The organism is Citricoccus sp. GCM10030269 (assembly GCF_042665635.1).
Taxonomy (GTDB): domain Bacteria; phylum Actinomycetota; class Actinomycetes; order Actinomycetales; family Micrococcaceae; genus Citricoccus.
Genome location: NZ_JBHTCV010000006.1, coordinates 140,549 through 157,286, shown reverse-complemented (window position 1 = coordinate 157,286; position 16,738 = coordinate 140,549). Strand labels below are relative to the sequence as shown.

The 16,738-nt window shown below is 68.4% G+C and carries 16 protein-coding genes and 1 riboswitch; of the genes, 9 read left to right on the top strand and 7 right to left on the bottom strand.

Going from position 1 to position 16,738, the window contains the following annotated elements:
- The first annotated feature begins 22 nt into the window (after nucleotides 1-22).
- A complete protein-coding gene (locus ACFQQD_RS13720) occupies nucleotides 23-1,273 on the top strand; it encodes an NRAMP family divalent metal transporter (RefSeq protein ID WP_378090416.1) in 1,251 nt (416 codons plus the stop codon).
- The gene (locus ACFQQD_RS13715) at nucleotides 1,273-2,061 is read left to right on the top strand and encodes a putative hydro-lyase (RefSeq protein ID WP_378090515.1); all 789 of its coding nucleotides are present in this window, start codon (nucleotides 1,273-1,275) and stop codon (nucleotides 2,059-2,061) included. Before ACFQQD_RS13720 ends, ACFQQD_RS13715 begins: the two co-directional genes overlap by 1 nt.
- On the opposite strand, the gene ACFQQD_RS13710 is transcribed toward ACFQQD_RS13715, so the two are convergent.
- The 6 genes from ACFQQD_RS13710 to ACFQQD_RS13685 form a co-directional block, all read right to left on the bottom strand.
- Entirely contained in the window at nucleotides 2,046-2,753 is a 708-nt protein-coding gene (locus tag ACFQQD_RS13710; RefSeq protein WP_378090414.1) for a GntR family transcriptional regulator, read from the bottom strand. The genes ACFQQD_RS13715 and ACFQQD_RS13710 overlap by 16 nt on opposite strands.
- A 1-nt stretch (nucleotide 2,754) precedes the next feature.
- A complete protein-coding gene (locus ACFQQD_RS13705) occupies nucleotides 2,755-4,569 on the bottom strand; it encodes an acetyl/propionyl/methylcrotonyl-CoA carboxylase subunit alpha (RefSeq protein WP_378090412.1) in 1,815 nt (604 codons plus the stop codon).
- Nucleotides 4,569-6,230, bottom strand: coding sequence for a carboxyltransferase domain-containing protein (locus tag ACFQQD_RS13700; RefSeq protein ID WP_378090410.1), 1,662 nt, complete (start codon nucleotides 6,228-6,230; stop codon nucleotides 4,569-4,571). Before ACFQQD_RS13700 ends, ACFQQD_RS13705 begins: the two co-directional genes overlap by 1 nt.
- Entirely contained in the window at nucleotides 6,227-6,985 is a 759-nt protein-coding gene (locus ACFQQD_RS13695; RefSeq protein ID WP_378090513.1) for a LamB/YcsF family protein, read from the bottom strand. The genes ACFQQD_RS13700 and ACFQQD_RS13695 overlap by 4 nt, the downstream gene beginning before the upstream one ends.
- 118 nt (nucleotides 6,986-7,103) lie before the next feature.
- On the bottom strand, nucleotides 7,104-8,150 hold the full coding sequence (locus ACFQQD_RS13690) for an NAD(P)-dependent alcohol dehydrogenase (RefSeq protein ID WP_378090408.1): 1,047 nt from the start codon (nucleotides 8,148-8,150) through the stop codon (nucleotides 7,104-7,106).
- Nucleotides 8,151-8,171: 21 nt separating this feature from the next.
- Entirely contained in the window at nucleotides 8,172-9,335 is a 1,164-nt protein-coding gene (locus ACFQQD_RS13685) for a glutathione S-transferase family protein (RefSeq protein WP_378090406.1), read from the bottom strand.
- An 11-nt stretch (nucleotides 9,336-9,346) separates the two neighbouring features.
- Between ACFQQD_RS13685 and ACFQQD_RS13680 the strand changes: the two genes are divergently transcribed.
- From ACFQQD_RS13680 to ACFQQD_RS13665, 4 genes are all read left to right on the top strand, one after another.
- Nucleotides 9,347-10,189 carry an MBL fold metallo-hydrolase gene (locus ACFQQD_RS13680; RefSeq protein ID WP_378090404.1) on the top strand — a complete coding sequence of 281 codons (843 nt, stop codon included), beginning with the start codon at nucleotides 9,347-9,349 and terminating at the stop codon, nucleotides 10,187-10,189.
- Nucleotides 10,190-10,358: 169 nt separating this feature from the next.
- Nucleotides 10,359-11,207: an SDR family NAD(P)-dependent oxidoreductase gene (locus ACFQQD_RS13675; RefSeq protein WP_378090403.1), complete on the top strand. Its 849-nt coding sequence runs from the start codon at nucleotides 10,359-10,361 to the stop codon at nucleotides 11,205-11,207.
- A 64-nt stretch (nucleotides 11,208-11,271) separates the two neighbouring features.
- On the top strand, nucleotides 11,272-11,709 hold the full coding sequence (locus tag ACFQQD_RS13670) for a universal stress protein (protein ID WP_378090401.1): 438 nt from the start codon (nucleotides 11,272-11,274) through the stop codon (nucleotides 11,707-11,709).
- The gene (locus tag ACFQQD_RS13665) at nucleotides 11,709-12,269 is read left to right on the top strand and encodes a hypothetical protein (protein ID WP_378090399.1); all 561 of its coding nucleotides are present in this window, start codon (nucleotides 11,709-11,711) and stop codon (nucleotides 12,267-12,269) included. The genes ACFQQD_RS13670 and ACFQQD_RS13665 overlap by 1 nt, the downstream gene beginning before the upstream one ends.
- 40 nt (nucleotides 12,270-12,309) lie before the next feature.
- Here the strand turns inward: ACFQQD_RS13665 and ACFQQD_RS13660 are convergent, their stop codons facing one another.
- On the bottom strand, nucleotides 12,310-14,004 hold the full coding sequence (locus tag ACFQQD_RS13660; RefSeq protein ID WP_378090397.1) for a mechanosensitive ion channel family protein: 1,695 nt from the start codon (nucleotides 14,002-14,004) through the stop codon (nucleotides 12,310-12,312).
- Between the two features lie 93 nt (nucleotides 14,005-14,097).
- Here ACFQQD_RS13660 and hisD point away from each other — a divergent pair, with 93 nt between their 5' ends.
- The 3 genes from hisD to ACFQQD_RS13645 all read left to right on the top strand — a co-directional run bounded on the left by hisD (nucleotide 14,098) and on the right by ACFQQD_RS13645 (nucleotide 16,686).
- Nucleotides 14,098-15,405 (top strand): histidinol dehydrogenase, encoded by a 1,308-nt coding sequence (gene hisD / locus ACFQQD_RS13655; RefSeq protein ID WP_378090395.1) that lies wholly within the window; start codon nucleotides 14,098-14,100, stop codon nucleotides 15,403-15,405.
- A 133-nt stretch (nucleotides 15,406-15,538) separates the two neighbouring features.
- A riboswitch (SAM riboswitch) is annotated at nucleotides 15,539-15,658 on the top strand.
- Nucleotides 15,659-15,729: 71 nt separating this feature from the next.
- The gene (locus ACFQQD_RS13650; protein ID WP_378090393.1) at nucleotides 15,730-16,275 is read left to right on the top strand and encodes a flavin reductase family protein; all 546 of its coding nucleotides are present in this window, start codon (nucleotides 15,730-15,732) and stop codon (nucleotides 16,273-16,275) included.
- A gap of 21 nt (nucleotides 16,276-16,296) precedes the next feature.
- Complete coding sequence (locus ACFQQD_RS13645) at nucleotides 16,297-16,686, top strand: RNA-binding S4 domain-containing protein (protein ID WP_378090391.1); 390 nt, start codon at nucleotides 16,297-16,299, stop codon at nucleotides 16,684-16,686.
- The last annotated feature ends 52 nt before the right edge of the window (nucleotides 16,687-16,738 follow it).

The window sequence follows — 16,738 nt, the reverse complement described above, 5'->3', positions numbered from 1 at the left end:
CCCACCCGCCTGAGAGGTAGCCATGAAGGACGCCGCAACCGACGCCACCGAACCGGCACGACCGGCCAAGCCCGCCAAGCCCAAAAACGCACAGCGGACCGCCCTCCTCGGGGCGATGTTCCTCATGGCCACCAGCGCCATCGGCCCCGGCTTCATCGCCCAGACCACCACGTTCACGGTCCAGCTCGGGGCGGCTTTCGCGTTCGCCATCCTGATCTCGATCCTCGTGGATATCGCGGTCCAGCTGAACGTGTGGCGCATCATCGGCGTCTCCGGCATGCGGACCCAGGAACTCGGCAACAAGGTCCTGCCCGGCATCGGCTGGGTGCTCTCGGTCCTCGTGTTCATCGGCGGCATGGTGTTCAACATCGGCAACATCGCCGGCACCGGCCTCGGCGCCAACGCCATGCTCGGAGTGGATCCGAAGATCGGCGGTGGCATCTCCGCGGTGATCGCGATCCTGATCTTCCTCTCCAAGCGTGCCGGCATGGCTCTGGACCGCATTGTGGTGATGCTCGGGGCCGTGATGATCCTGCTGATGCTCTACGTGGCCATCGTCGCCGCCCCACCCGTCGGTGATGCACTGCGGAACACGGTGATGCCGGAGCAGGTGGACATCCTCGTCATCACCACGCTCGTGGGCGGCACCGTCGGCGGCTACATCACCTACGCCGGAGCCCACCGCATGATCGACTCGGGTATCCGCGGCGAAGGAGCCGTCAAGCAGATCAGCCGCATCTCCGTGCTCGGGATCATCGTCACCGGCATCATGCGTGTCCTGCTGTTCCTGGCCATCCTCGGCGTCGTGGCCGGCGGAGTCGCTTTGACCACGGACAACCAGGCGGCCGAGGCCTTCCAGCACGCTTCCGGCGAGATCGGCATGCGGCTGTTCGGCATCATCCTCTGGGCCGCCGCCGTGACGTCGGTCATCGGCGCCTCGTACACCTCGGTCTCGTTCATCACCAAGACCGACGGCAGCCCGCGCCGGAGGAATCTGCTGACGGTCGCCTTCATCACGGTGTGCGGCGTGGTCTACCTCTTCCTGGGCCAGGCGCCGCAGACCCTGCTGGTCTTCGCCGGCGCGTTCAACGGCCTGATCCTGCCCATCGGCTTCGCCGTCCTGCTCTGGGTGACGCTGCGCCGCCGCGATCTGCTGCACGGTTACCGGTACCCGGTCTGGCTCATCGTCATCGGCGTGGCCGTCTGGCTGGTGACGCTGTTCCTGGCCTACAACTCGTTCGCGCCGGCCATCGAACTCATGACGGGGGCGTGATGGACGCCGATCTCGCCGCTCTCACCCCATCCGAGGCCAGGGCGCGCTTCCGAGCGGGACTGGTCCGGCCGACGTCGGGAATTTCTGCCGGGTGGGCCCAGGCCAACCTGATCATCGTCCCGCGTTCGCACGCCTTCGATCTGTTGCTGTTCGCCCAACGCAACCCGAAGCCGATGCCATTGCTGGGTGTCCTGGACGCCGGCGAGACCTCCTCGGAGTTGCTGTCCGGCGGCGATATCCGCACCGACGTGCCGAAGTACGTGGTCTACGAGGACGGTGTCCCGGTGGCGGAGCCGACGTCGATCACGGAGTACTGGCGCGACGACCTGGTGACGTTCATCGTGGGATGCTCCTTCACCTTCGAATCCGCGTTGACCGTCGGCGGTGTGCCGATCGCTCATCAGGGACAGGGCGTGAACGTGCCGATGTACCGGACCTCCGTGCGGTGCGCGCCGGCCGGCAGCGTGTCCGGGCCGCTCGTGGTCTCGATGCGACCGGTCCCCGCCGCTCAAGTTGCCGACGCCGTGCGGATCACCTCGCGCTATCCGGCCGTCCACGGAGCACCGGTCCACGTCGGCGCCCCGGACGAGCTGGGCATCCGTGACCTCGACACCCCGGACTTCGGCGACCCCGTGACCATTCCCGAGGGACACATTCCGGTGTTCTGGGCCTGTGGCGTCACCCCGCAGGCCGCCGTCATGGAGTCCCGGCCACCGCTGGCCATCGCCCACGCACCGGGCCACATGCTGATCACCGACGCCCGGGACTCGGACTACCTGATCCCCTGAGCCGCTCCTGAGCCGCTCTTCGGCTCGTCCTCGTGCCCGAGCCAGTCGAGCAATTCGCGTTCGGCGGTGTCGAGGTAGTCGCGCATCGCCTCGGCGGCGTCTTCGCGACAGCCGGATTCCAACAGCCCCACCAGCACCCGGTTGCGCTCGGCATACCGGGCATGGAAGTCGGGGGCCGCGGCCATGCCGTGGAAGACCAATCGCATGCGGGCCAGGGTCTGGTCCATCACCGTCCTGAGGGTCTCCGAGCCGGACAGGGCCACGATGGTGCCATGCACGTGCTGGTTCGCATCAGCCATCCCGCGGACGTCCCCGGCGTCGCGGGCGGCCAGGGCCCGGTCGACCACCGCGTGCAGCCCGGCCACCGTCTCCTCCCCCAGCTCGCCCCACAACAGGGCGGCCGGCTCGAGCATGCGGCGGATCCGGTAGACCTCGCGAATGTCCTCGGCGTGAGGAGAGGCCACGAAGACGCCGCGATTGGGCACTCGTTCCACAATCGACTCGCCCGCGAGCACCGTGAAGGCCTCACGCAAGGTGTTCCGAGAGACGGCCAGTGACTCGGCCAGGGCCTGCTCGGCTAGTTTGGTGCCGGGCAGCAGCTCGCCGGCGGAGATCCGTTCGCGGAGCACCTGCGTCACCCACGCGCCCGTGTGGGCGTGCGCCGCCGTTGCGCCGCGCTCTGGGTCAGTCATCTCAGCTCAGCCGTCCGAGTTCCTGACCGCGGGTCACCTTGTCACCACGGTCGAGACCGGCACGCGTGAACACGCCGCCAACCGGGGCCGGCACCGCCGTCTCCATCTTCATGGCCTCCAGCACGACCAGGTCCTCCCCCGCGCTCACGGTGGCGCCGTCCTCCACCAGCCAGGTGACCACCGAGCCATTCATCGGCGCGGTGACCGCGCCGTCGTCGTTCATTCCCGACGCCGGCGAGTCACCGACCTGAGAAGCGGCGCCATCGGCGCTGCCGACGCGACCAACGCCACCACTGCGAAGAGCCTGGTACACGTCCGCGGGCAGGCCCACGCTGACCGCCTTGCCGTCCACGGTCACCGTCAGCTCGGTCCGTTCGGTGCCGGCAGCCGCGGCCGCCAGGTAGGGCGAGGCAGCTAGGTCGGCCTGGAACGCGTCCTCGATCCACGTGGTGTACACCGCGAGCCGATCGAGATCGGTGAAGTCCGCGTGCTCCAGTACTTCACGGTGGAAGGGCACCACGGTGGGCAGCCCTTGGATGACCAGCTCGCTCAGAGCGGCCCTGGCCCGCCGGATGGCCTGCTGCCGGTCCTCACCCCAGACGATGAGCTTGGCCAGCAGCGAGTCGTAGTCGCCGGGCACCGTGAATCCGGACCGTACCCCGGAATCCACGCGGATCCCGGGACCGGTGGGCGCCTCGAAGGCCTCGACCGTGCCGGGCGTCGGCAGGAAGCCCAGGGCCGGGTCCTCGGCGTTGAGTCGGAACTCGAAGGCGTGCCCCCGGGGCTTGGGATCCTCGGTCAAGCTCAGTGGCTCGCCGGCGGCGATCCGAAACTGCTCACGGACCAGGTCCACTCCGGTGGTCTCCTCGGTGACCGGGTGCTCGACCTGCAGCCGGGTGTTGACCTCGAGGAAGGAGACCAGTCCGTCCGGGGCGACCAGGTATTCCACCGTGCCGGCGCCGGTGTAGCCGGCCTCGCGGCAGATGGCCCGGGCGGAGGCGTGGATGCGCTCGCGCTGCTCGTCCGTGAGGAACGGCGCCGGCGCCTCCTCCACGAGTTTCTGGTTGCGGCGCTGCAGCGAGCAGTCCCGGGTCCCGACGACGACCACCGTCCCGTGGGTGTCCGCCAGCACCTGGGCCTCCACGTGCCGCGGCTGATCCAGGAAGCGCTCCACGAAGCACTCGCCCCGGCCGAACGCCGCCACGGCTTCCCGCACTGCGGAGTCGAAGGCCTGCTCCACGTCCTCCATCCCCCGCACGATCTTCATCCCCCGGCCGCCACCACCGAAAGCAGCCTTGATGGCCACCGGCAGACCGTGTTCCTCGGCGAACGCGCGCACCTGGGCGGCGTCCTCGGCAGGGCGCTCCGTCCCGGGCACCAGGGGCGCTCCGGCGGCCACGGCGATCCGGCGGGCGGAGACCTTGTCGCCCAAGTCGCGGATGGCCTGCGGTGAGGGACCGATCCAGGTCAGTCCGGCGTCGAGCACGGCCTGGGCGAAGTCGGCGTTCTCCGAGAGGAACCCGTAACCGGGGTGCACGGCGTCCGCACCGGAGCGCCGGGCGACCTCCAGCAGTTGGTCACCATCCAGATAGGTCTCGGCCGCGCTACTGCCGCGCAGCGCGTAGGCCTCGTCGGCCCGGTGCACGTGCGGGGCATCGGCGTCCGGATCCGAGTACACGGCCACGGACGTCAGCTGCGCATCAGTGCAGGCCCGTGCCACGCGCACCGCGATCTCGCCGCGATTGGCGATCAGGACCTTCTTCAGGGGCCGGTACCGGTTTTCAGACGCATGCTGGGGCTGCTCTGGCTGGCTCATCAGTTCAATCCTTTCAGGGTGCGGCGATCGGCGGGCGCCGGCTGGTCCGGGTCAATCAGGGTGAAGCGGACCGCGGCGCCGGGCGGCAGTTGGGCCGCCACGGGCAGATCTTCCGGGATCACCACGCCGATCACGGGATACCCGCCCGTGACGGGATGGTCGGCCAGGAACAGCACGGGAAGTCCGGATGGCGGCACTTGCAGGGCGCCGGCCACGGCTCCCTCGCTGGCCAGTTCGCCGGTCTTCTCCCGCTCCAGCGGTGCACCGTCCTGGGGCGCCTCGAGGCGGACGCCGATCCGGTTCGACTCGCTGCTGACCGGCCACTCCTGGCCGCTCAGCCGCTCCAGCCCGGCGTCACCGAACCAGTCCTGGCGCGGCCCGGGCACCACCCGCAGCTCCACCGTCTCCCCCGCTCGCGGCAGGGCATTCAAGACCGGTTCCGGCGTCCCGACGGCGGCATAGCCCGGTTGGTCACGCACGGTCAGCTCTGCTCCAGCCGCCAACGGTTCCGGGCCCAGCCGGGACATGGTGTCCGTGGACCGACTGCCGAGCACCACGGCAGCTTGCACTCCGTCCCGCACCGCGAGGTAGGTGCGCAGCCCGGCGGCGGGAGGGCCGACGTCGAGGATCTCACCGTCATAGAGCGCGAAGGGACTTCGCAGCGGGGCGGGACGGTCGGCGGGAATCCCGTCCGGCACCGCCATGATCCGCGCGGGCGGCTCGGCCCCGGTCAGGGCGAGCACGAGGTCTCCGCGAGCGCGCACGGACAGTCCGCCGAGCAGGGTTTCGATGACGGCCTCGTCCGGGGCATTGCCCACGAGGCGGTTCGCCTGCAGCGCCGAGGCCGTGTCCGCGGCTCCGGAGGCGGACACCCCGAGGTCGCCGAATCCGGAGCGTCCGAGGTCCTGGACGAGCAACTGCAGCCCGGGGTTCTCGACAACCAGCGCAGGCTCGCCCGTCGCCGCGCGACTCGGGTCGCCACCGGACTGGCCGCTGGCGTCACTGGCTTCACTCGTCACCGTCGCCAGCGCGCGCACCGGACGGAAGCGAACCCGGTCGCCCGGACGGACCAGGGCCGGCGACTCTCGCTCCAGATCCCACATGTGGGCGTCGGTGTGGCCCAGCAGTTGCCAGCCACCCGGCGAACGGCGCGGATACACCGCCGAGAACCGTCCGGCGATGGCGACCGATCCAGCCGGTACGGAGGTGCGCGGCGAGGAGCGACGCGGAATCTCGAAGGGCGTCTCAGCACCATCGGGCCCGTCAGGAACCAGATACGTGAAACCGGGAGCGAATCCGCCGAAGGCCCCGATCCAGTCCGTCTCCGAGTGGCGGCGAATCAGTCCGTCCACCCCGAGCCCGGTCAGTTCTCCGACCTCGGCCAGGTCCTCCCCGTCATAGACGACGTCGATCTCCACGGTCCGCCCGGAGTTCGTGCTTCCCGGAAGGTCCTCCAGGGACTCCACGGCCCGGGCTCCGGCGAGCGCGGCGGCACGGTGGGTGAAACTCAGGGCCAGCGTCTCGGCGGCGGCCACGGCGTCGATCTGGCCGGGCAGGGGTGCTGCCGTCAGTTGCGCGTGAAGAGCCACGACGTCGGCCAGGGAGGAGCATTCGATCAGGAATGCCCGGGTGCCGGCCCACCGCAGGGCGCGTGCGCTCATACGAAGGACCTGATCTGGATCCCGGCCTCCTCGAGCGCGGACCGGACTGCTGCGGTCATGGAGACGGCACCGGGGGTGTCACTGTGGACGCAGATGCTGGCGGCATCCACCCGGATGTCCGAGCCGTCGATCGCGGTGATCACCCCGTCCGTGGCGAGGCGAACCATGCGCTCGGCCACCGCTGCCTCGTCATGCAGGACGGCGCCGGCCTCACGGCGGGACACCAGCGTGCCCTGCGGCGTGTAGGCGCGATCGGCGAAGGCCTCCGTCACCACCCGTACACCGTGCTCTGCGGCGATCTCGGCCGCCACCGAGCCCGGCAACAGCAGCAACGGAAGCTCTCCGCCGTACGCGCGAACGGCATCGACGACGGCCCGGGCGTGCTCGCGGTGGTGGACGATGGTGTTGTACAGCGCGCCGTGCGGTTTCACGTAGCGGACACGGGTTCCCGCGCCGCGCGCCATCGCCTCGAGGGCGCCGATCTGATAGAGGACGTCGTCTGCCAGTTCGGTGGGCGAGCAGTCGAGAAACCGGCGGCCGAATCCGGCCAGGTCCCGGTAGGCGACATGGGCGCCCACCGTGATGCCGGCGGCCACGGCGTGCCGGCAGGTCTGGGCGATGACCGAGGGATCTCCCCCGTGGAAACCACAGGCGACATTGGCGGAGGACACGGACTCGAAGATGGCGGCGTCATCGCCCATCGTGTAGGAACCGAACGATTCGCCGACATCACTGTTCAGGTCAATGCTGTTCACATCGGTGGTGTTCAGGTCCGTCCGCGCTATTGCGCCGGGCTGGTGGTTCACGTCGTGACCTCCGTCTCATGGCCGTGGTCACACCAGGATGCCCTACCTCCGAGGATTGTTCAACAATCTAGGCGTGGGGGACGACGACGGCGCGTCCGGCGACCTCTCCCGCCTCCAGCGCTCGGTAGGCCTCCAGCGCCCGCTCCATCGGATAGGTGGTGTACTGCGGGACGATCTGACCGGCGCGGTACATGGCCACGACCTCGTACAGCTCTTCCGTGGTGCCCCAGTACGTGCTGACGAGCTCCGCCTCGTACGGCGTGGTGAGAAAGGCCCACTCGATGGGCGTGCCGTTTCCGAGGCCGACCACGGTGCATCGACCCTGAACCGCGGTGGAGGCCAAGGCGGTGCGGACGGTGGCAGCGATCCCGACGAAGTCGAAGGCGGCATCCACGCCGCGTCCACCGGTGATCTCGCGGATGCGCTCGACCTGTCCCTCGCCGCCGGGGACGGTGATCGCCCCGTACCGTTCAGCCTGTGCCATCGCCTCGGGCTTCATGTCAGTGGCGATGACGGCGGCGCCGGTCAGGGCTCGCAGAAACTGCACACCGATCTGGCCGAGGCCACCCAGGCCCACGACCAGAGCGAACCTTCCGCCACCGTTCAGGTGCGGCAGGGCGAGCTTGATCGCGTGGTACGGAGTCAAAGCCGCGTCCGCCAGCGGCGCCGCGGCGATCGGGTCGGCATCGCCCAGCGCCACCAGATTGCGGGCGGGAACGCTCACGTACTCAGCCATGCCGCCGTCGCGCCCCAGTCCTATGGCGGCGTAGGGGACGTCGGCGGCGTTCTCGCAATAGGTGGCCTGCCCCCGAGAACAGGCCTTGCAGTGGTTGCAGCCCACGGGACCGTAGACGATCTGCGCGGAACCGATCTCCACTCCGCTGACGCCCTCTCCCAGTTCCTCCACCCATCCGGTGGACTCATGGCCCAGCGTGTACGGCGGATCCACCTTCGGGTTGAGCCCCCGTTCGAACTCCGCGTAGACGGCCACATCCGAGTGACAGGCCCCGGCACCGGCGACCTTCAGCAGCACCTCCCCCGGGCCGGGTGTGGGGCGCTCAACGTCCTTGAGCTGCGGGAAGGTCTTGTAATTCTCGAAGACGACGGCACGCATCAGATCACTCCAGGGTGGTGGTTACCGAGACTGTGGGTACAGAGGGTTGTGTCCGGGCGTGACGAGCTCGCTCTCACGCGGCGGTCCGGGCGGGGTGCCGTCACCGAACGGCGAACTGCCGAGTTCCTCTCGTCCATGCGGGCTCAGCCAACCGGAGAGATCGGGGCCCTGCGGGACGATGCCGGTGGGATTGATGTCCCGGTGAACCTCGTAGTAGTGGCTCTTGATCTGCACGAAGTCGATCGTGTCACCGAAACCGGGCGTCTGGAACAGGTCCCGCGCGTAACCCCACAGGGCCGGCATCTGATCCAGCTTGTTGCGGTTGCACTTGAAATGCCCGTGGTACACGGGATCAAAGCGGACCAGTGTGGTGAACAGGCGAACATCGGCCTCGGTGATGGTCTCGCCCATCAGGTAGCGCTGACCGGTCAGCCGCTCCTCGAGCCAATCCATCGCCGTCCACAGCCGCTCATAGGCCGAGTCATAGGCCTCCTGCGAACCGGCGAAGCCGCAGCGGTACACGCCGTTGTTGACCTCGGTGAAGATCCGGGTGACCACGTCCCGCATCTCCGGCAGTTTCTCGTCCGGCAGCAGATTCGGCGCCCCGTCCCGATGGAACTGCTTCCACTGGGTGGAGAAGTCCAGGGTGATCTGCGGATAGTCATTGGTGACCACGCCGCCGGTGGGGATGTCCACGATGGCCGGCACGGTGATGCCCCGCGGGTATCCCGGGAAGCGCTTGAAGTAGTTCTCCTGAAGCCGCTCGGTGCCCAGCACTGGATCCCGGCCGCCCTCGTCCAGGTCGAAGGTCCAGGACCGCTCATCATGAGTCGGCCCCGGGGTGCCCAGCGAGATGGCGTCCTCCAGGCCCAGCAGTCGCCGCACGATGATCGTCCGGTTGGCCCAGGGACAGGCCCGGGCCGCGACCAGCCGGTAGCGGCCCGCTTCGACCGGCCAGGCCTCCGCCCCCTCAGTCAGCCCGCCCCGGACGCGACCGATCTTGTCGGCGGCGACGACTGGCGCTGCCCGAGCCGCCTCCGGATTGGCGACGATCCGGTCATGGATGTAGTTCGTGTCCCGGATGAATTCCTGCCCGGGCTGGACGTAGCTGCCCTGTCCCGGCTGCCCCGTCTGCTGTTCCGCCTGCTGCTGGCCATCCTGCGAGGATTGCTGACTCTGCTCCATACACTGAGCCTATGTCTTCTGTGGTGCCGCGTGTCGATTCTCATCTGACCTCATCCGTGCTGGCCGAAAACCCATCGGGTATGACACTCGAGGGCACGAACACGTACCTGATCGGTGATCCCGGAGCCGACTCGGTGGTCATCCTCGATCCGGGCCCCGCCGATATGGCCGAGGAGCACGTCGAAGCCGTGCTGGCGGCCGCGGAGGGCCGTCGGGTGGAACTGATCCTGGTCAGCCACCACCATGGCGACCACACCGGGGCCGTGGAGGTGTTCGCCTCCCGGACCGGTGCGCCGGTGCGGGGCGGTTCGCCCGAGTGGTCACGCGGCGCGGCACCGTTGGTGCACGGCGAGCGCATCCCGGCGGCCGGCGTCGTGCTCACCGCCTGGCACACGCCCGGCCACACCTCGGACTCGTTCTCCTTCGCCCTTCCCGACGACGGCGCCGCCGGCTCGGTCTTGACCGGAGACACGATCCTGGGTCGCGGCACGACGATGCTGGACCACCCGGACGGGACGCTGGCGGACTACCTGCGTTCGCTCGAGACGCTGATCTCCCTCGGCGACGCCACGGTGCTGCCGGGACACGGACCGGCTCTGCCCTCGATCGCCGCGGTGGCGACGCAGTACCGGCAGCACCGGCAACAACGCCTGGATCAGCTGCGCACACTGCTGCAGGAAGGGGACGCCGCCGACCGGGAGACCGTCCACGCGCGGGACCCTGCCGCCCTCGAGGATCTGGCCCGTCGGCTGGCGGAGACGATCTACCCCGATGTGACGGGAATCGTGCGAGCCGTGGCGGGGAAGACCGTGGCCGCCCACCTGGCGTACCTGGCTCACCATCCTGGCGACTGAGCTGAGAGTGTCCAGACTGTAACCTTCGGACACCCCGAATTGGCCCGGATTCACGGTACAGCGCTCCTACCATGGAAGTCGGGCTTCGACCACATCGTTGGTCGGCCCACGGCGGATTCTTCGATAGCCAGTCAGCATCATTCAGCAGTCCTTGAGCTAGGCGGAACACGTGGCAGAACAACTCGACGAGCGCGAACTACAGCAGCAGGAAGACCTGCCCTTCACCCCCGCGCCCTCCCGATCGGGCCAGACCGTCCTGATCACCGGTGCGACCTCCGGGCTGGGCGCTGAGTTCGCCCGCCAGCTTGCGGGTCAGGGACACCATCTGGTGATCACGGGCCGGAACCCCCTGCACCTGGTCGCCAAGGCCCAGTCCCTCGAGGCGCAGTACGGCATCAACGTCGAAACACTCACCTCGGATCTCACCACCGATGACGGCGTCGACGTGGTGGCCGCTCGACTGCGGTCCCGCGATCAACCGATCACCATGCTGGTGAACAACGCCGGATCGGGGCTCTCGACGGAATTCCACGAGAGCGAGGCCTCGGATGAACTGAGCCTGCTCAGAGTGCACGTCCAAGCGCCCATGCTGCTCTCCCATACCGCCATCCAGGCGTTCCTGGCCCGGGGCGGCGGACGGATCATCAACGTCTCCTCCGTGGCCGGGCTCATCCCCGACGGCAGCTACGGCGCAGCCAAGGCCTGGTCCATCAACTTCAGCCGATGGGCCAACACCCGCTACAAGCCCGAGGGCGTCACGGTCACGGCCCTGTGCCCGGGCCCGGTGCGGACCGAGTTCCATCACCGGGCCGGGATCGACACCACCAAGAAACCCAAGTGGGCGTGGATGGATGCCGACGACGTGGTCCGCGAGGGCCTCACCGCCGCCGCCGAGGGTCGGAGTGTGTGCATTCCCTCACGCCGGTATCGTTCCCTCATGACGGCTGCCCGGTTCAGTCCGGACGCCGTGCTGGAGCGCTTCAGCCGTTCCGAGCCCAAAGTCAAAAAAGGCCAATAGGCCCACAGAGGTCCCAATAGGTCCAAGAGACGCCCGACGGGTCGTCTGAGGAGGGGAACGAGCCATGACCATCCTCGTGGGCTACACGCCCAGCAAGCAATCCCGAGCGGCCCTGGCTGAGGCCATCCGCATAGCGCGGACGACTCAGGAAAACCTGCTTGTGGTCAATGCCGGCCCCGGCGGTGAGCACCGGCACCATGCCATGGTCACCGAGGAGCAACAGGTCGAGCTGCAGTCCATCCTCAATGCTTCGGGGCTGACGGCCGAGTTCCGTCAATACGCCCGGGGGCGCTCCACCGTCCAAGAGATCAAAGATCTCGCCGACGAGGTGCAGCCCTCCCTGGTGGTCATCGGCCTGCGCCGCCGCGGCAGCCTCGGCCGCGTCGTCATGGGCTCCGTCTCGGACCTGCTCTTGAAAGAGCTCGACCAGCCGGTGCTGTGCGTCAAAGAGAACACGCTGAAACCGGGGACCGGCCCGGACGCACCACCGAAGGACCGCTGATGCCGATTACTGCCGGACGCGCGTCCGGACGAGAAGTGTGGGCGGTGATGTCGGCTCTGGCGGCCGGGGCACTGCTGACGGCGTGTGCGAGCTCCGAGCCGGAAGCAGGTGCGGGGGCACAGTCGGGGACCGGCACAGCGCCGAAAGGATCACCGTCGTCGGTCGCGTCCGGACAGCCATCGGCCCAGGAGTCGCCGGTCAGCTTCGAGAGTCTCGAGGACCTGTTCGACACCGTCGACGAGCGCCTGGACTGCCCCAAGCAGGACCGCGGGGAACACTTCTTCATGGTCGACGGCGCTCCCGAGACCGGACTGCCCGGGCGCCAGTGCGGCACCGGCGTCCTGATGAGCTGGTCGGATGACCCCGCCGTGGTCGAAGAGGCCGTTCAACTGTTGCACTCTGGCGGTCCAGTGCCGATGGCGGCAGGGAACGAGTGGTTCGTCGCGGACGTCACCGAGGTCCTGCAGACACAGTCGGGCGAAGCCGTCGTCTCCTTGCCCGAGTCAACCGACCTGGAGAGCCTCGCCCACGAGCTGGGCGGAACGTTCACCGCCGGTTGAGCGACACCAGGAGACACCACCTGGTCCGGCTCGACCAGCCCTAGTCGCCTGCGGTGCCCTGGTCGGGACGGCGGCGGATGACGTGTTCGCGGGTCTCGTCCTGCTCGTCACCATTCGAGTCGTCCCGATCCTCTTCGTCACCCTCACCGTTGTGAGTGCCCTTCTCCTTGCGCTCCTGGTACGCCTTCTCACCCGGGCCGGCGAACTCGCGGTTGCGTTCCACCGCGGTGACGGAGCCGGTGAAGACGGAGGAGTCGTCGCTGGCCTTGGTCAAGGGGACAGAACCCGTCGGTGACCGCTCTCCCGTGACGGGGTGCTCGCCGGTATTGGTGCGCTGCCCCCCGTTCTGCTCGTGACTCGGGTGTTGACCGGTGTCCGGTCCCACCTGGGGCAAGGAGCGCGTGGGAGTGCGCTGCTGGTGCTGCGGGCCCGTGTCCACCGGGGCGCCGGTCGAGTCGGTGCCCTCCTCGGAACCGGACGATCCGTCGAGAGTCTCCCAGCCGCCGTCGTGCCCGGACTCTGAGGGAGCCAGCACCGGGGACACCACGGAGAGCCCGCCGGTGAGCCGGTGCGCATAGAGCGCTTCGGGGTATTCGCTGCGCAGGAAGGTGACGAGGTCCTCGCGCACCAGGCAGCGAAGGTCCCAGAGGTCTCCGGCATTGCGGGCGGAGACGGCCACCCAGAGCTTGACGGTGCCACCGAGTGCCTCGCTCACCTGGATGGAGCTGTCCTTGCCGTCCCAGAGCTCAGTGGATTCCAACAGCGCCTTGAGACGCTCACGAGTGGCGTCCACCGGAACGCGCCAGTCCACGTCCAGCTCCACCGTTCCGGACAGCGCCGAACCGGTGCGGGTCCAGTTCTCGAAGGGCGTGGTGGTGAAGTGACTGGACGGGAAGATCACCCGGCGGCCGTCCCAGATCTTGACCACCACATAGGACAGGGTGATGTCCTCGATGGTCCCGTAGACCCCGTCCACGATCACCACGTCCCCCACGCGGATCGCGTCGGTGAAGGCCAGCTGAATGCCGGCGAACATGTTGGTCAGCGTGGACTGGACCGCCAGGCCGGCCACCACGGAGAGCACACCTGCCGAAGCCAGCAGACCGGCGCCGACCGCGCGAACCGACGGGATCGTCAACAGCACGACGGAGACGGCGATGACGATGATCACCGCGTTCAGCACCCGGCGCAGCAGCACAGTCTGCGTACGGATCTTGCGGTCGCGCCGGTCCTCCAACTCATCGGAGGCGTACCTGTCCAGCAAGCGTTCCTCGACGATCCTCACCACCCGTAGGGCCAGCCACGCCAGGGCACCGATCACCCCGGCCAGCAGCAAGAAACTCACGCCGTTGAACCACGGGTAGTCGGAGGCCGTGAGCCCCAGGGCGATGCGCGTGGCCAGCAGAGCCGCGGCCAGGCCCAGGGGAACGCGGCAGCGGCCCACCTGATCGCGGAGCCCGGGCCGGCGGCGCAGCACCACACTGCTCAGCAACCAGGCTGCGGTCACCACCAGCAGCGCGATGACCACCGAGATCGCCACCGTGGAGACAATGCCCCAGAACGGCCCCAGCGAGTCGACGGCGCCCCGGGCCCCGTCCTGGACGGTGTCAGGGACATTCCCGGAGATGTCTTCGGGAACTGCGCTGGATTCCGTCGACAGTTCGGCCGTCGTGGCCAGCACCGTGTGAGGCACGACGGAGGCAGACAGGTCTGCGAACGAGGACAATTTCGGCATGTCTCCAGTCTGACATCCAGGACTTTGTCGAACCTGAACGGGTGGAGAATGGACGCTGAACCACACACCGGCGGAACACACAGGAGCCCCTACATGCTTTCGACCACGGACCTGCGCGGCCGCATTGTCGACCCTGCCACCGTGCTGCCCCGCGCTGAACTCGACGTGGCCAGCGCCGTCCCGAAGGTGATGCCAATCCTGGACCGCGTCCGCACCGAGGGCGTCCGGGCCGTGCTGGACCTCGGCGAACAGTTCGACGGGATCCGGCCGCCGTCGTTGCGGGTGCCGGCCGAGGCCATCGCTGAAGCACTCGAGTCGCTGGACCCCTCGGTGCGGACCGCCCTGGAGGAGTCCATCTCCCGTGCCCGGAAGGTCCACGCCGCACAGCTGCCCCCGGATTCCGAAGTGGAATTGGGCGAGGGCGCCATCGTGGAGAACCGCTGGATGCCCGTGCACCGCGTGGGCCTGTATGTGCCCGGCGGCCGCGCCGTCTATCCCTCCTCCGTGGTGATGAACGTGGTTCCGGCCCAAGCAGCCGGCGTCGCCTCTCTCGCCGTGGCGTCCCCGCCGCAGAAAGACTTCGACGGACGGCCGCACCCGGCGATTCTTGCCGCGTGTGCGCTCCTCGGCGTGGACGAGGTCTACGCCGCCGGCGGCGCCCAAGCGGTGGCCATGTTCGCCTACGGCGTGAACGACGACGACGGCGCCCGGGCCTGCGCCCCCGTCGACCTGGTGACGGGGCCGGGCAACATCTTCGTGGCCGCGGCCAAGCGCGCCCTGCTGGGCACCATCGGCATCGACGCCGAAGCGGGCCCGACCGAGATCGCCGTGCTGGCCGACGGAACCGCCGACGCCCGCTGGGTGGCCGCGGACCTGATCAGCCAGGCCGAACACGATCCGATGGCCGGCTCAGTGCTCATCACCACCTCCCCAGAGTTGGCCCGGGACGTGGTGGCCGAGATCGATCGTCAGGTTCCCGGCTCCTTCCACGAGGAGCAGATCCGCCAGGCCCTGGGCGGTCCTCAGTCCGGGATCCTGCTGGTCCAGACCGTGGACGAGGCACTGGCCGTGGCCGACGCCTATGCCGCCGAGCACCTCGAGATCCACACCGTCCATCCGCTAGAGACGGCTCGTCGGGTGAAGAACGCCGGCGCCATCTTCGTGGGCCCCCACTCCCCCGTGCCCCTGGGCGATTACTCGTCCGGCTCCAACCACGTGTTGCCCACAGGCGGATCGGCCCGCCATTCTTCCGGTCTGAGCACGGTCAGCTTCCTGCGCCTGCAGCAGCTCATCCGCTATGAGGAGACCGCGCTGAAGGAACTGGACACCACCATCTCCGCGCTGGCGAAGGCCGAGGGACTTCCCGCCCACGGCCACGCCGTATCGCTGCGTTTCCAGTAGGTATGAATAGTGGCGTAGTGGGGCAGGTGGTGGGCCAGCAGGGCAGCTGGTCTCAGGAAAAACATGTCACGGGAGTTCACAGTTCGCGGAAGTCTTTGACCCTCACAGAACGGCGTCGATACGCTGGGGCCGGAATCACGAGTTCCCGCTGTTACAGCCCTGGCTTGCGGGACGGCAACCCTCTTCACGCAGTAGTGGGGTGCTCCAGGTGAGGATTCGGCCCTCCGGATGCCCCGGCGGGCAAGTACCGCGTTTCTGCTGGTGCCCTGGGGATTAGCCCGAGGTGCGCTCCCCGTCAGATTCGCTATTGATCGGAGGACCGACATGACCGCACTGGCAACCAACGACTTCCACCGCCCTGCCGATCTCGATCAGGATCTGTCCACCCAGACCCTACGGACGGCCTTCTCCCACTTCCCCTCCGGCGTCGCTGCCCTGGCCGGCATTGCCAACGGCGTCAAGGAGGGGTTGGTGGCCTCGTCCTTCACCGTGGGCGTCTCACTCGAACCGGCCTTGGTGTCCTTCGCCGTCCAGAACACCTCCCGCACGTGGCCCCGGCTGAAGCAGGCTGATCGGATCGGCATCTCGATCCTCGGTGAGGACCACACCATGGTCTGCCGTCAGCTGGCGTCCAAGGACGGCGACCGTTTCGCCGGCCTGGACATCCGCGCCAACGACCACGGCGCGCTCTTCCTGGACGGGGCGGCCCTGTGGCTGGACACCACCGTCTACTCCGAACTGCCGGCCGGTGACCACAAGATGGTGCTGTTGGAGGTTCACGGAGTGCACGACCACTCCTCCGAGTATGAGCCGCTGGTCTTCCACCGCTCGGCTTTCCGCAACCTGCGCACCGCCGAGGGCAATCAGTAATCCGCCACTAAACTCATCGGCATGCCCGCTGCTCCATCACCCACTCAGGTCCGTCTGGACTCGTGGTTGTGGGGCGTGCGCATGTACAAGACGCGGTCTGCGGCGACGGCGGCCTGCCGTGCCGGGCACGTCCGCCTCAACGGGCAGCCGGCTAAGGCTGCCCAGGCAGTCAAGCCAGGCGACACCATTCGAGTCCGTCAGCCGGGGCGAGAACGGATCCTGGAAGTCACTGGGCTTCTGACCAAACGCGTCGGAGCGGCTGAGGCCGTTCGCCACTACATCGACCACTCCCCCGAGCAGGTTCCCCGAGAGTTCCTCGCGGTTCCCCGGCGCGACCGCGGTACTGGCCGGCCCACCAAACGGGACCGTCGGCAGATGGACAAGCTGCGTGAATGGCCGCCGAGGAGCTGAGTGGCCGGCAGCTGGGCGACCCTCGACCACTCATCGCCCATGCTGCGCTGTG

Excerpts from the sequence above, each read along its gene's own strand:
- ACFQQD_RS13715 (WP_378090515.1), top strand. The coding sequence starts at position 1,273 with ATGGACGCCGATCTCGCCGCTCTCACCCCATCCGAGGCCAGGGCGCGC.
- ACFQQD_RS13705 (WP_378090412.1), bottom strand. The coding sequence starts at position 4,569 with ATGAGCCAGCCAGAGCAGCCCCAGCATGCGTCTGAAAACCGGTACCGG.
- ACFQQD_RS13700 (WP_378090410.1), bottom strand. The coding sequence starts at position 6,230 with ATGAGCGCACGCGCCCTGCGGTGGGCCGGCACCCGGGCATTCCTGATC.
- ACFQQD_RS13670 (WP_378090401.1), top strand. The coding sequence starts at position 11,272 with ATGACCATCCTCGTGGGCTACACGCCCAGCAAGCAATCCCGAGCGGCC.
- ACFQQD_RS13680 (WP_378090404.1), top strand. The coding sequence starts at position 9,347 with ATGTCTTCTGTGGTGCCGCGTGTCGATTCTCATCTGACCTCATCCGTG.
- ACFQQD_RS13690 (WP_378090408.1), bottom strand. The coding sequence starts at position 8,150 with ATGCGTGCCGTCGTCTTCGAGAATTACAAGACCTTCCCGCAGCTCAAG.
- ACFQQD_RS13685 (WP_378090406.1), bottom strand. The coding sequence starts at position 9,335 with ATGGAGCAGAGTCAGCAATCCTCGCAGGATGGCCAGCAGCAGGCGGAA.
- ACFQQD_RS13720 (WP_378090416.1), top strand. The coding sequence starts at position 23 with ATGAAGGACGCCGCAACCGACGCCACCGAACCGGCACGACCGGCCAAG.
- ACFQQD_RS13710 (WP_378090414.1), bottom strand. The coding sequence starts at position 2,753 with ATGACTGACCCAGAGCGCGGCGCAACGGCGGCGCACGCCCACACGGGC.
- ACFQQD_RS13650 (WP_378090393.1), top strand. The coding sequence starts at position 15,730 with ATGACCGCACTGGCAACCAACGACTTCCACCGCCCTGCCGATCTCGAT.
- ACFQQD_RS13660 (WP_378090397.1), bottom strand. The coding sequence starts at position 14,004 with ATGCCGAAATTGTCCTCGTTCGCAGACCTGTCTGCCTCCGTCGTGCCT.
- ACFQQD_RS13665 (WP_378090399.1), top strand. The coding sequence starts at position 11,709 with ATGCCGATTACTGCCGGACGCGCGTCCGGACGAGAAGTGTGGGCGGTG.
- ACFQQD_RS13645 (WP_378090391.1), top strand. The coding sequence starts at position 16,297 with ATGCCCGCTGCTCCATCACCCACTCAGGTCCGTCTGGACTCGTGGTTG.
- hisD (WP_378090395.1), top strand. The coding sequence starts at position 14,098 with ATGCTTTCGACCACGGACCTGCGCGGCCGCATTGTCGACCCTGCCACC.